The sequence below is a fragment of the Rothia santali genome (genome assembly GCF_024199905.1).
Taxonomy (GTDB): domain Bacteria; phylum Actinomycetota; class Actinomycetes; order Actinomycetales; family Micrococcaceae; genus Rothia; species Rothia santali.
Genome location: NZ_JANAFB010000020.1, coordinates 20,961 through 34,098 on the forward strand (window position 1 = coordinate 20,961; position 13,138 = coordinate 34,098).

Annotated in this window: 10 protein-coding genes and 1 pseudogene; all 11 read right to left on the bottom strand. The window is 68.6% G+C overall.

Going from position 1 to position 13,138, the window contains the following annotated elements; all coding sequences use genetic code 11:
- Positions 1 to 28 precede the first annotated feature (28 nt).
- On the bottom strand, positions 29 to 1,051 hold the full coding sequence (locus tag NBM05_RS09250) for a hypothetical protein (RefSeq protein ID WP_254166737.1): 1,023 nt from the start codon (positions 1,049 to 1,051) through the stop codon (positions 29 to 31).
- Complete coding sequence (locus NBM05_RS09255; RefSeq protein ID WP_254166738.1) at positions 1,048 to 1,449, bottom strand: hypothetical protein; 402 nt, start codon at positions 1,447 to 1,449, stop codon at positions 1,048 to 1,050. Before NBM05_RS09255 ends, NBM05_RS09250 begins: the two co-directional genes overlap by 4 nt.
- 150 nt (positions 1,450 to 1,599) lie before the next feature.
- On the bottom strand, positions 1,600 to 2,877 hold the full coding sequence (locus NBM05_RS09260) for a DUF6395 domain-containing protein (protein ID WP_254166739.1): 1,278 nt from the start codon (positions 2,875 to 2,877) through the stop codon (positions 1,600 to 1,602).
- A gap of 120 nt (positions 2,878 to 2,997) precedes the next feature.
- Positions 2,998 to 4,293: a nucleotide sugar dehydrogenase gene (locus NBM05_RS09265; protein ID WP_254166740.1), complete on the bottom strand. Its 1,296-nt coding sequence runs from the start codon at positions 4,291 to 4,293 to the stop codon at positions 2,998 to 3,000.
- A gap of 42 nt (positions 4,294 to 4,335) precedes the next feature.
- Positions 4,336 to 4,875, bottom strand: a complete 540-nt coding sequence (locus NBM05_RS09270) for a hypothetical protein (protein ID WP_254166741.1) — start codon at positions 4,873 to 4,875, stop codon at positions 4,336 to 4,338.
- Positions 4,872 to 7,085: a glycosyltransferase family 28 protein gene (locus tag NBM05_RS09275; RefSeq protein ID WP_254166742.1), complete on the bottom strand. Its 2,214-nt coding sequence runs from the start codon at positions 7,083 to 7,085 to the stop codon at positions 4,872 to 4,874. The genes NBM05_RS09270 and NBM05_RS09275 overlap by 4 nt, the downstream gene beginning before the upstream one ends.
- 5 nt (positions 7,086 to 7,090) lie before the next feature.
- Positions 7,091 to 8,764 carry an O-methyltransferase gene (locus NBM05_RS09280; RefSeq protein ID WP_254166743.1) on the bottom strand — a complete coding sequence of 558 codons (1,674 nt, stop codon included), beginning with the start codon at positions 8,762 to 8,764 and terminating at the stop codon, positions 7,091 to 7,093.
- A 53-nt stretch (positions 8,765 to 8,817) separates the two neighbouring features.
- Positions 8,818 to 9,966: a non-hydrolyzing UDP-N-acetylglucosamine 2-epimerase gene (gene wecB / locus NBM05_RS09285; protein WP_254166744.1), complete on the bottom strand. Its 1,149-nt coding sequence runs from the start codon at positions 9,964 to 9,966 to the stop codon at positions 8,818 to 8,820.
- A gap of 105 nt (positions 9,967 to 10,071) precedes the next feature.
- Positions 10,072 to 10,743 (bottom strand): annotated as a pseudogene (locus NBM05_RS09290) (ABC transporter ATP-binding protein); the annotation flags it as partial.
- Positions 10,744 to 10,882: 139 nt separating this feature from the next.
- Positions 10,883 to 11,803: an ABC transporter permease gene (locus NBM05_RS09295; protein WP_254166747.1), complete on the bottom strand. Its 921-nt coding sequence runs from the start codon at positions 11,801 to 11,803 to the stop codon at positions 10,883 to 10,885.
- Entirely contained in the window at positions 11,793 to 13,019 is a 1,227-nt protein-coding gene (locus tag NBM05_RS09300; RefSeq protein ID WP_254166749.1) for a glycosyltransferase family 4 protein, read from the bottom strand. Before NBM05_RS09300 ends, NBM05_RS09295 begins: the two co-directional genes overlap by 11 nt.
- Positions 13,020 to 13,138 lie beyond the last annotated feature (119 nt).

Genomic DNA, 13,138 nt, shown 5'->3' on the forward strand with positions numbered 1-13,138 from the left:
TTACGTCTCTCCGGGCCCGCCTGGTTTTCTACTCGTCGACGCCCGCGTAGGCCCGGGTGGAATCGGAGTGGACCACGACGGGGGCGGGCCCGTCGTTCTCCAAGGTGAGCGTAAACTTAGGCGTTCCGCGGCAGCCTTCGGGTTCCTCGTACTCACCACCGATGGTGAAGATGTAGTGATGCTGGTCGTGGTCGATGAGGTGATCCACCTGCTGCTCACGCGGATTGCCGCACTCGTTCCCGTCGGACGCCTCCACCTCCTGCGAAAGCACCGCGCTGACCTGGCTACCCTGTCGATCCAGGGTCGACTCGTCACAGAGGAAGTCGCCGCCTTGGGAGTCTTTCGACCCGTTCTGAATCGTGCAGGTCGTCAGGTGCATCGATGCCGAGGAACGGAACCGCCGTTCACCTTCCGCGGCAGAGAGCGTGTCATCGAACAGCACCACCTTCTTGCCCGGGTCGATGACAGCAGGCAAGCTGGTCCGCGGTTTCGCTTCCTCCCCCTGAACAGGCCGAGCACCCAACGTGAAGCTGGTGTCGATGTCTACCGTCATGCCCGCTGCCACGGCCTCCCCGTTCGGAGCGCTGACTCTGACCCGGCATGATGCCTCTCCGGCGTGGGTCGCCTCAACGAGGCCTGTCATCTTGATGGTCGTTGGCTCGTCCTGGCGGATGTTTTGCGTCCCGGTCATCCCTAGTGCTCGAGCACCGGTCGAGTCCTTGCACCCCAGATAGACGGCGAGGTATGCGGCGGCCGCCGACCCCGGCTCTAGATAGGTATCCAGGGTCAGGTCGAGCCACCGACGCTCGCCGCTCTTGAATGTCTCCTCGAAGGGCTCCGACACGAAGCTGTCGGGGATGACGAAGGACCCGGAATCGCTGGCCTCGATGCTGGCGTCGCCCTCCGATTCGGGCGGGGCCTCGGTGTCATTCGCCCACGGCCGCAACCATGCGAGCACCAGGACGACTGACAGGCACAGGGCCGTTGCGACGATGATGAGGAGGGACCACCGCAGTCTATGCTTCTGGCGGGAACGAGAATCAGAGGTCATCCCTGGCGGATGACCTCTGCAGTGTTCCCCGTCGCCATCAGACGCCCGACCTCGCGCAGCTGCGCCTCGTGCTGCCGGACCTGCCCCTCGACGAGGGAGAGTTCCTCCTGCGATCGACGGGCTGCGAGCTGCCGGGTCTCGTCGACGGTCTTTCGGATATCCTCGAGCTGTTCATGGGCCTTCTGCGCGCGGGCCTCCAGGTTGCCCACCCGCGTCTGGAGCGACCACATGAACTTTCTCTGACCGCGGGAAACCAAGACGCCGCCCACGGCCGCCAGCAGCGCACCGACGACGAGGAACGGCAGGCTGGCCGCCGGCCCCACCTGCAGCCCGATGAGGAGCAGCGAGACGAAGATCAGCGCCGCCCCGGCGCCGATGAGGATCATGGTTTTGTTCATGGGAATCTCCTTGATGCGAGATGAGAATGACGCACGCCGTAGCGTGGTGCCGCCGAGGACCAGAGCCTCAGCGCAATGACTCGTGAGTATTTTACTGACGAACGGGGACGAGGGCTGGATGGCTGCCCCGATCATCGATGTACCGGGGGATCAATGCTGTTCCTCCGAGGAGAGGATCTGACGCAGCCTTTCCTGCCCCCGCTCTCTTCGGGCACTTTGGTGGTCGGCCACGTTCCAGTTCCGTATGACTTCCTCCTCCTCGTCCGTCATGGGCCCGAGAAGGTCGTTCAGCTGCTCCATCACTCCATCGCGGTATCGCGGCGGCATGAAGTCCAGCGCGGGCGAGTAGTGCCGCTGAAGGAACTCGACGTCGTACGTGGCGAGCTTGTCCTGCAGAGCACCCATGATCTCGCTGCCACCGGAAGACTGATCGTATCGATTGACAGAGAAGGCGACGACGCCCTCGTGCTTGATCGGGTCCTCGGTCAACCTCATCTTCGCCTCGCGGTTGCCGCAGAGCTCGTCGAGCATGTCGGGCGCCGGCCATACCCCGTTGAGAGAGCTGTCCAGCATCACCTTCCGGGTGCACTTCCAGCACTTGAGGCAGGGCTTGCCGACGTCGCCCCTCATACAAGATTGAACGACGTCGCCGAAGCCGCTGCCGTGGGAGATGACCGCGGTCCCCACCTCGCTCACGCCGGCGACGGCGTTCACGACGCCCAGCCCGACCGCCTCGAAGACCGGTCCGTACGTACGAACGAAGGGGCTGGCGTCATAGTCGCGGAACTTCTTGGAGCCGATGCGGTAGGTCGACTCGAGGATGGCGCCCCACCCGACGGCGTCCAGACCGTCACGGTCCGCGCAGCACAGCGCCGGGATGACGTTCGAGAGGTCGTCGGGAAAGCCCACCGGCTGACGCATGAACTCGAGGTCCGTGCTGACGCGGCGCACGAGGTAACCGCGCCGGGTCAACTCCTCGCACGCGTGGTGCGCCGCTGCCTTGGAGTAGAGCCCCTTCCACTCCCCGTCCTCCCGCGGGATCCGGTCGAGGAAGTAGGCCCCCGTCTCCGCGGGAAGGACCGCGAGCGCGGCGGAGCAGTCGGCGCCCCCGCTGTACGCGAGGCCGGGCCTGGCGTTCTCGGGCGCCTCGCGCGGAGCCTGGTCCGGGTCTACGGTGACGATGTGCGTCGAGAGCGCTTCCTCGACGGCTCGAGCGAACGAGGGCGACGCCGCCACATTGCACTCGAGCACACCGCCGATCCAGGGCGCCGCCCCGAGGTAGGCGATCAGCACCAGAAGATCCGGGTGGGTCGCCCCCAGGTCCTCCTCGATCCGGAAGTCCCGGTTCAGGAACGTGGCTCGCCCCGCGACCTCCCGGTCGCCGCCCTGCAGCTCATACGCGAACGTCGCCCGCTCGCCAGTCAGCATGATTTCACACCGCATATAGATTCAGCCTCTTACCCGACCGAGGCCGCCAGGGCCGGGGTCATTCATCCGATGGACGGTTCTCGTGAGGCGCGGCCACCCGCGGGGGCTGCGCCTCGGGTCCTAAAGGGTCACCACCTGGTCGCGGCCGCGCAGGTACCCGCGGGTGTCCAGGATCGTGCAGGGACTCTCGGTCTCGACCAGGGTCGAGTAGGCCTCGTGCGGTTGGAGGAGCACGGCGATGTCCGCCTCGTCCAGCGCGGTCTGGAGGTCGTCCTCGCACTGCAGGGCGACGTCGGAGCCCAGGCTCCACTCGTCGACCTTCGGGTCGTGGAAGCGCAGGTCCGCACCGGCATCGTGGAGCAGCTGACCCAGCGGGAGGGCCGGCGACTCGCGCTGATCCGCGATGTTCGCCTTGTAGGTCACGCCCAGCAGCAGGATCTTCGAGCCGCGGATGGACTTCGACTCGTCGTTCAGGGTCTCCGCGATGCGCGTCCGCACGTAACCCGGCATGGAGTTGTTGATCTCCTGGGCCAGCTCGACGAAGCGGAAAGGCTGCCCCAGCTCGGTGCGAATGGTGTAGGAGAGGTAGTTCGGGTCGATCGGGATGCAGTGCCCGCCGACGCCGGGGCCGGGGTAGAAGGCCTGGAAGCCGAAGGGCTTGGTCTTCGCGGCGTCGATGACCTCGAAGATGTCCACGCCCAGGCCGCGGCTGCAGCGGGCGAGCTCGTTGACCAGCGCGATGTTCACGTGCCGGTAGGTGTTCTCCAGCAGCTTGGCCATCTCGGCGGAGCGGGTCCCGGAGACGGGCACCACGGTGTCCACGATCCGCTCGTAGAAGTGCCGAGCGCGCTCGGTGCACGCCTCGGTCGCGCCACCGACCACCTTGGGGGTGTTGCGGAAGCCGTAGACCGGATCGCCCGGGTTGATCCGCTCCGGCGAGAAGGCGAGGAAGACGTCGACGCCGACCGTGAGGCCGCGCTTCTCCAGCAGGGGCCGCAGCAGGTCGTCGGTCGTGCCGGGGTAGGTGGTGGACTCGAGGCTCACCAGGGTGCCCGGGGCCACCTTGTCCGCCACGGTCGACGCCGCCGAGATCACGTAGCTCATCTCCGGCGCGCCGTCCTTGGACAGCGGCGTGGGCACGCAGATGACGACGGCGGTCGCGTTCGCCATGACGTCCGGGTCGCTCGTGGCGAAGTACCCCGAGTCGTTCATCCATCGCACGTCCTCATCGCCGAGGTCGTCGATGTGCGAGACGCCGTTGTTGAGCCCGTCCACCACGCGGGGGCTCAGGTCGAAGCCGGCGGTGCGCAGGCCGGCCTTGACGGCCTCCTGAGCGAGCGGCAGGCCGACGTAGCCCTGGCCGACGACCACGAGGTCGACGGTCGGCAGGGCGGTATTGGATGTCGTGTCAGTCATGTGTCTCTACTCCGTAGGAATGCTCAGATGATGGGGAGGCGGTCAGGCAGCAGGCGTGCGCGCGACCGCCTCGAAGGGGAGCTTGGACTTGATGTCGCGGCAGAGACGCTCGTGGTCAGTGCGGGCGATCCCGCGGCCGTCGGCCACCAGGACGTGGGCGACGTCGAGCCGTTCGACCAGCCGCTTCAGTCGATCCGTGGTCGTCTCCGCCCAGTCCTTCGACGGTTCGAGCGCGGCCAGATCGGACCGAGAAAGGACGTGCTCGACCATCCAGCCGTAGCGACGCACCTCCTTCAAGTCCGCGCCGTCCGAGACGACGACGATACGGATTTTCTGTGTCAGCCGCTGCAGGGCGTAGGCATACTCGTATACCGCCTGCCGCACCGCCGGGGAGACCTCGAGGAGGACGAGGGCGATCGTGCTCAGGCGCGTATCGTTCCGGTCCGATGCAGCGCCGGGAGCGAATGCAACACTCGATGTGCTCTTCGAGCGGTGGGCGGGCACGGCCGCTCGAGCGATTTCCGCACCGTTGGGGACGTTCAGAGCGCCCTCCATGTCCAATGCAGGTGACAGGAGACTCATGATCGAACCACCCCTTCCTTGACCAGTGTTGATAGACGAGCGGCGGCGGCGGACGCACCGTTGTCCACCCAGAGTTCCTCTAGGCGGCTTCGCATTTTCTCGAGGACCCCCGGCTCTGTAAGACCGGTGAGGGCTCGGGAAATACTCTCGTAGCTGGGATCTTCGACGTTCACGCCAACCCCTGCCAATTCCGCGTAGCGGGAGCGAGCACCCTGATCGTCCGTCTGGGTCTCGAGGTTCGGGATCCAGAGCGTCGGAACGCAGGCCATGACCCACTCGTGGAATGAGTTGTACCCGGTGGCGGAGACGGTGAAGTCGAAGGCATTGGCATATTCGACAATCGGGTATATGTCCAGAGAGTCCACACCCTCGAACGCCGTCACACCGGCCGCGATGGGGTTGTTGGTGAGGAAGATGCGCCATGGGGCGCCAAGTTTCTGCAGAGCCTCGACCACCACCGACGTCGTGTCGCTGATGTTGTTGAGGTTCCCAGCACCCAGCGTCACGAGGACGCCGCGTTCACCGGGTCGGAGTCCGAGGTGTTCCCGGGCCTCCTCACGGCTCAGAAGCTCTGAGCGGTCGAGGATCGTCAGCGGCGCGACCTCATGGGCATCGTCCATACGGGTCGTGGCACCGCAGTCCAATTCCGCTGCGAACTCGCCAGGCTGAATGATGCCGTCGAAGTTGACGGCAGCGCTCAACGCACGGTCTGCGACGCCCTCGCGCCACATCCCGCGGCGGGACCACACCATGCGTACGCCTTCGGCCGCCGCGGCGTTGAGGAGACCGCGGTACGGCCATGTGCCGTCGAAGATCAGCACGTCGGGCTTGAGGAGGGCGAATTCCTCCCGGAACCGAGATTCGCTATAGGCGTTCCAGACCGACGGCTTCATTCCCGTCTCGTTCTTCGAGGCGATGTAGACATAGGGGAAGCCGAACTTGGCCACCACGGGCACCGCCTGCGAGAGCGATATGAAGACGGGTTCGATCTCCTCCGGCATGCGGCGAGCCATGGCCAGCAGACGGGTCAAGTGCCCCATGCCCGCCCCGTTGCTGGTCACGAAGGCGACGCGGAACCGGTCGCGGCCCTCTCGCGGAGCGTAGGCGGGGGGAGCGGACTCACGGACCGCGAGAGACTCCGTCGTGCCGAGCGGGGCAAGGACGTCAAGGATCCGGTCCGAACTCCGCTCACGGGCATAGTTGACTGCACGCCGCGACTGATCCGCGAACAAGGTGCCCTCCGTGTGACGCTGACGCGCCAACTTCCTGACCCCGGCGGCACTCGCGTAGATCGCGCCTTCCCCAAAATGTCTCCGCATTTCGAAAGGAAGGATCACCAGAAGGCCCGCCGCAATGGCCTCTCGGACGGCTGGGTCTTCGACGATCGCCTGAGGGTCGTCGACAATGGGCACCCAGAAGTCCAGCGTCTCGAGGTCTCGGGGGCCGACCACCGAGTGCATCCGCCAGTTAGGTGGTGTGCGCCCCAGGAGCTTGATCAGTCGTGTGTGCGGTCCATAGAACCGGACGTCCCAGTCGGCGGTGGTCGGCAGGACGCGCCGGACGTCGATCTCCTGCTCGGGCCACAGCGGTTCCGCGCCCACGACGTGACGGCCGATCCGGGGGACCTGCTCGTCGAGCGGAGCGGTCCGAGGCTGCGCGGCGAGGGCGGCGGAGGGGAACTGGAAATCCCACACGTCCTCGAGCGCCGTCAGCTCCGTGTCCTCGACCAGCCGGGCGAGGGCGGGCAGGTCGTCCACCGCCGACGCCGCGACGCTGAGAGCGGCGCGCAGCGCGGCCCCGGTCCCGGAGAGCTCCTCGCGCAGCTGCTCGAGGGCCTCGTCGTCGGCCTTCGCCGCTCGCTTGGCCATCGCGCCGTCCAGCACCGCGACGGCGGAGTCGGCGACGACCGTGACCCCGGTGTCCCGGGGACCGGTCGAGATGGACGGGCGGAAGACGATGGCCGTCTGCACCCGGAAGGCCGACCCGGGGCCGGCGAGGAAGATCCTGTCCACGGACAGCAGCTCCGTGACGCGGGACGGGACGGCCGCGAAGGCCGGCGTCTCACCGCGTCGGGAGGTGTCGATCAGCGTGATCAGGAACCCGGCGCGGGCCAGCGTCTTGAGCGCGGCGTAGACGCTCAGCTGTTCCGCGCCCCTGCCGCGCAGCGGTGCGTAGACGGCGATGTCGGCGTCGTACTGGTGTTCGGTCATCAGACTCAGTTCTTGTCGGGGAGTGTCTCGAGAACCGCCAGTTCTCGGAATCCGGTCAGTTCGTGGAAGGCGGAGGTCCGCAGCCAGGCTGCGACCATGGCCCGCTCGTCGGGACGCGTGGCGTCGTCGACCGCGATCACGGATCCGGGCCGCAGCCGATCGCGCAGGCAGGCGAGGGCGCTCTCGCGGATCCTCGGGGCGCGGCCGCCCGGCGGACCGTCGATGAACAGGAGGTCGATCTCCGCCGGCAGCTGCTCCAGGGCCTCGGCCCCGTACCAGAGCCGCGCCTCGCCCTCCGGGCCCTCGCTCTCCTCGAGCGGCGCCTCGAGGACCGTCACCCGGTGCTCGACGCCGAGCGAGGCCAGCAGCTGCCGCGTGGTCTCGGCGTACTTCGGGTCGTGCTCGAGGCTGAACAGGTGGCCCTCACCCAGCTCCTCGAGGGCGAGCCCGAGCCACGCGGAGGACGAGCCCGAACCGCATTCGACGATCCGGCTCGGCCGGCGCCCCCGGACGAGGTCGACCAGGTCGGCGATCCCCTGGGCGCGGAGCGCGAAGGACCCCGCGGGCGGGAGCGGCCCGTCGCGCGGCACGAAGCGCTCGGCGACGCGTCGGTAGGTCTCCGTCTGCCAGGGCAGCTGGCCCAGCTCGCGCGCCAGGGAGCGGTACATGCGGCCGCTGGCCTCGGCGCTGTGGTCCAGCTTCTCGGCGTTGTGGTCAAGCTTCTGGGCGATGCCTTCAAGGCGCTCGAGGACGTCACCGGTCACTCCCGCGACGTCCGAGGCCGTGGGATCGGAGAAGAACGCGAATGCGCGACCCAGGTGGTCCTCGAACTCCTCGGCGTTGGGCGGTCCGTGACCTTCCCTGGCCTGCGGGATGAGGGCGAAGCGGATGCCTCCGTCGGCGGTGTCACCGGAGGCCTCCATCATCCCCACGGCCCGCGTCATCGGCAGGTAGTGGTCCTTGAGATGACCGTGGTCCATCAGGTTCTGCAGGTAGTAGACGGTGTTCCGGTGGCCCGCGGCGTATTCGGAGACCACCTCGAAGCGTCCCGGGTACCGCTCCAAGGCGGCCTCCGTGCTCATGCCGTCGAAGCCGACCTCCATGAGCCGGGGGAAGGCCCTCCCCTCGTAGCGCGGCGTCGAGGTCTGGGGCGAGAAGACGAAGGCCTTCGAGCCCGGGAAGCGGCGCGAGTACTTCAGGGCCGCGAAGCCTCCCCCGGAGCCGCCGATGAAGATCAGCTCCTCGGCTCCGCTCACCTTCATCGCCTCGCGGACGGCCTCGACGATGGTCTCGTCCGGGCTCCACGTGGAGGTGCCGGCGTACCAGCCCAGCCTCATCTCCGGATCCACGACCAGGGTGGGGTCGGCGATGCTGAGGAACGAGTCCTCGGTGCGCCGCATGGTCGAGACGCGGTCGAACCGGGGGTAGGAGTCGACGCCGGGGCGGATGGCGCCGTGGAAGACCACGCGCAGGCGCCGGGAGGGCACGACGCGGGCGTAGACCTGCAGGTGCGGTCCCCCCGGGATGTCGAAGGCGCGGATCGACGGGGCCGTGTCGGCGAACGCCCCTTCGATCGTCGCGCAGGCCCTCACGGGAACCTTGTAGTACGAATGGCTCTCCTGGTCCTCGACACGAGGCGCCCGCGGCTGGGGCGGCGCTTCTGGGGTGGCGTCAGGCATCGGTCGGTCCGTCCTTCGGTGTCGTGCGTCGTCGGGGCGGGAGGCCCGTGGTCTCAGGCCGTGAAATCGGGCAGCCTCTCGCCCTCGCCGAACAGGCTCCGCAGCGCGGCCTCGGTGCGGCTCGAGGCGCGGCCGTCGCCGTAGGGGTTCACGGCGTTGGCCATGGAGGCGAAGTGCGCCTCGTCCTCGATGAGCGCGGTGGCCTCCTCGACGATGCGCTCGACGTCGGTGCCGATCAGGCGCACGGTGCCGGCGGTGACGGCCTCGGGGCGCTCGGTGTTCTCGCGCAGCACCAGGACCGGCTTGCCCAGGCTGGGCGCCTCCTCCTGGACCCCACCGGAGTCGGTGAGCACGAAGCGCGAGGCGCCGATGAGGCGGGTGAACTCGCCGTAGTCCAGGGGCTCGATGGTCAGGACGTTCTCGAGGTCCTCCAGCTGCGGCAGCACCGCGGAGCGGACCTTCGGGTTCTTGTGCATCGGGAAGACGAAGCGGTACTCGGGGTGCTCAAGTGCCAGGCGGCGGATCGCCCGGGAGATGCCGACCATCTTCTCGCCGAGGTTCTCCCGGCGGTGGGTCGTGACCAGGACGACCGGGTGCTCGGTGCCCACGAACTCCTCGAGCTGCTGGTCCGAGAAGGAGACCTGCTTCTCCACGGTCGCGAAGAGGGCGTCGATCACGGAGTTGCCGGTGACCACGATGTCCTCGGCCGGGACGTTCTCCCGCAGGAGGTTGCCCTTGGACTCCTCCGTGGGCGCCAGGTGGAGCTTGGTGATCTGCGTGGTGAGCTTGCGGTTGGCCTCCTCGGGGAAGGGCGAGTTGATGTCGCCCGACCGCAGTCCGGCCTCGAGGTGGATCACCGGGATCTCGCGGTTGAAGGCGGCGATCGCGGCGCCCATGACCGTGGAGGTGTCGCCCTGGACGATCACGGCGTCGGGGGCGAACTCCTCCAGGACGCCGTCCACGCCCTGCACCACCTTGGAGACGATCCCGTTGAGGGTCTGGTTGGCGGTCATGACCTGCAGGTCGCGCACCGGCTCGATGCCGAACAGATCGTTCACCTGGGCCAGCATCTCCTTGTGCTGACCGGTCACCACCGGCAGGCTCTCGAAGGAGTCGGACTCCTCCAGCGCCTTGATGATGGGGGCCACCTTGATCGCCTCGGGGCGGGTGCCGTAGATCGTCATGATGCGCTTCTGGGCCATCGACTGCTCCTTGGGATGGTACTGACGGGAATACTCTGCGGTATCGGACGCTATCAGCGTTCGCAACTGACGGGGCGTAACACAGCGAAAGGAAGGGCGGGAAACTCAGCCGTACTGGCGTCGGTTCTCCGCGTGGGCGTCGTTGAGCAGGCCGAGGGCCTTCTCCTCGTCGCCCTCCGCGAGGACGTGGGCGAACCACCGGTACTGCCGGGCGACCTCCTCGGCCGGGCCGTCCATGACCAGCCGGCCCTGCTCGAGCCAGATGGCGCGGGTGCACAGCTCCTCGATGGTCTGGGCCGCGTGGCTGACCAGGAAGATCGTGCCGGCGTCCTCGAGGGCCTCGTCCATCGCTCGGCGGGAGCGGTCGGCGAAGGAGGCGTCACCGGTTGAGAGGGCCTCGTCGATGAGGAGGATCTCCGGGTGGGAAGCACGCGAGATCGCGAAGCGCAGCCGCGCGCCCATGCCCGAGGAGTAGGTCTTCATGGGCCGTTCGATGGCCGCGCCGAGACCCGCGAGCTCCTCCACGGCCGGGCGGGCCCGCTCGACCTCGGCGGGGCTGAGGCCCATCGCGAGACAGCCGAGCGTGATGTTCTCGGACCCCGTCATCTCGCCGATCAGGGCGGCGCTGACGCCGATCAGGGTGGGGGTCGAGCGCGCGTAGACGGTCCCCGACGTCGCGGGCTCGACCCCGGCGATCACCCGCAGCAGAGAGCTCTTGCCGGACCCGTTCCGCCCGACCAGCCCCACGAACTCACCACGAGTCACGCTGAAGCTCACGTCCCGCACAGCGTGCACCTGGGTCCGCCGCGCCCGGCCCTGCCCCGGCCGGAACCGGCTGAGGGGCGAGGACCCGGAGGTCGACGTGTAGGTGAGCGAGACCGAGTCCACCAGGATGCTCGTCTCGCCGCGGTGGTCCTCAGTGCCGGCCATAGCGCTCCTCGGCCTTCCAGAACATCAGGAACCCGACGACGGTCAGCCCCGCGCCCCACGCGGCGATGGTCAGCCAGTCGCCGAGCGGCGGGACGGTGTGGTCGAGCAGCATCGTCCGGTACATGTTCAGCAGGATGAAGAGGGGGTTGTTGGTCATGACCTCGTAGATCGCCGGGTGGCTGATGAACCGCTCGATCGGGAAGATCACCCCGGAGCCGTACATCAGCACGCGGCTGAGGAAGTTGAACCCGAAGGAGATGTCCGGCAGGCTCACGCCGATGCGCGCCACGATGAAGGAGACCCCCAGGTTCATCAGCGCCTGCAGCGGTACGAGGGGAAGGACCATCAGCCAGGAGAGGCTGGGGAACTCGTGAGGCGGGATGATCATCAGCATCACGAACACCGCCGCGAGGAGCGGCACCACGGCGAACAGCTCCCGCAGCGCCAGCGAGATCACCAGGCTGGCCCGGGGGAAGCTGAAGGCGTGGATCATGGCGCGGTTGGAGTGCATCAGGCTCGCCGACTGCGTCATCGAGTTCGCGGTGTACCGGAACAGCAGCACACCGATGATGATGAACCCGGGGTAGTTCTCGATGCCGCGGTCGATCTGGAGCACCAGGCCGAAGATGACGAAGAAGAAGGCAGCGTCCAGGACCGGCTTGCCCACGAGCCACACGGAGCCCAGCCGGTGCTTGCTGTTCTTGGTCAGCACCCGTGAGCGCGCGTCGTAGACCAGGAAGTGCCGGCGCGCCCAGATGTCCCGCAGGTAGGCCCCGATGGACGGCCGGACCCCCACCGCACGCAGCTCCCCCTCGGCGATGAGCTCCCGGAAGGGCTCCCGCTCCGCGAGGGCGCTGTCGTCCCACGGACCGGCCGGGGCTCCCCGGCGTTCGGTCTCAGTGCTCACTGACATCATTCCTCACCGATTTCGCGGCCTCCGACGCCAAGCGGGCGTAGAGGTTCTCGAGGACCTCGGCGTTGGCGGACCAGGTCCTGGTCCGCGCGAACTCCCGCGCGGCACGGCTCAGCCGGGCGCGATCCTCTGCCGCCCTCAGCCTCCCCAGCCCGCGGGCCAGGTCCTCGGCGTCCTCGGGCCGGAAGAGCTCGCCCCTCGGGGCGCCTCCCGGACCGGCGTCCGCCAGCTCGCGCAGCGGCGGCAGGTCGCTGAGCAGAACCGGCGTCCCCGCCGCCATCGCCTCGATGGGCTTGAGCGGGGTGACGGAACGGCACACCTCGGTGTCCCTGCGGGGAACGCAGAAGACGTCGAGGGCGCGGTGATAGCTTACCGCCTGGTACGCGGATACCCGACCCGTGAAGACGACCGCCGAGGAGATTCCCAGCTCGGCCGCCAGCGCCCGCAGGCCCGGCTCGGCCGCGCCGGAGCCCACCAGGAGCGCGCGGACGTCTTCGCCCTCGGCCCGGAGCCGCGCGACGGCGCGCAGCAGCGTGTCGAAGCCCTCGTAGTCCACCAGCGAGGAGACCGAGCCGACCCAGAAGCCCTCGGCGGGCAGGCCCAGCTCGCCCCGGGCGGCCGCCGGGTCCGGCTCCCGCTCGAAGAACCGCTCGGCGACGGCGTTGGGCAGCACGGTGATGCGCTCGGCGGGGATGCCGCGGCCCACGAGCGCGTCCCGCATGACGCCGGAGAGCGTGACCACGTGGTCGGCGAGGCCCATCATGCGGGTCTCCTGCGCGCGGAGGGCGAGGAAGCGCTCACTGGCGCGGGCGGCGTCGTGGTCCGGGCGGCCCGCGGCCCAGGTCTCCTCCAGGAGGCCGCGGACCTCGTAGACCCAGGGCAGGCCCAGGCCGCGGGCCAGGGCCTCGGTCATGAGCGCGTTGGTGTAGTTGGTGGTGCAGTGCAGCACGCGGGGGCGCAGGGCCCGGGCGGACTCGGCCATCATGTCGGTCTGCTGCTGCAGGCGTGCGGGGAGGTCCGGGCCGGGGCGCGCGGTCAGGGAGCGGCGGTAGCGGACGCCGTCGAGCTCCTGGACGTCGGCGCCCCACGGGATGCCGACCAGGACCGGGTAGCCCAGGCGGGTCACGGCGTCGACGACGACGCCCCGCCCCGCGAGCGCGCTCAGCAGGCGGTGGGTCCGCAGGGTGTACCCGGACTGGGTGTGCGGCAACGAGTTGGTCAGGACGTGGAGGACGCGCAGGGGGCCGGGGTGGGCGAGGGCCCCGCCCGAGGGGCCGGCGACGGCGGTCGGTGCGGCGGGGGCGCGGGGCGGCGAGCCGGAAGTCGGTG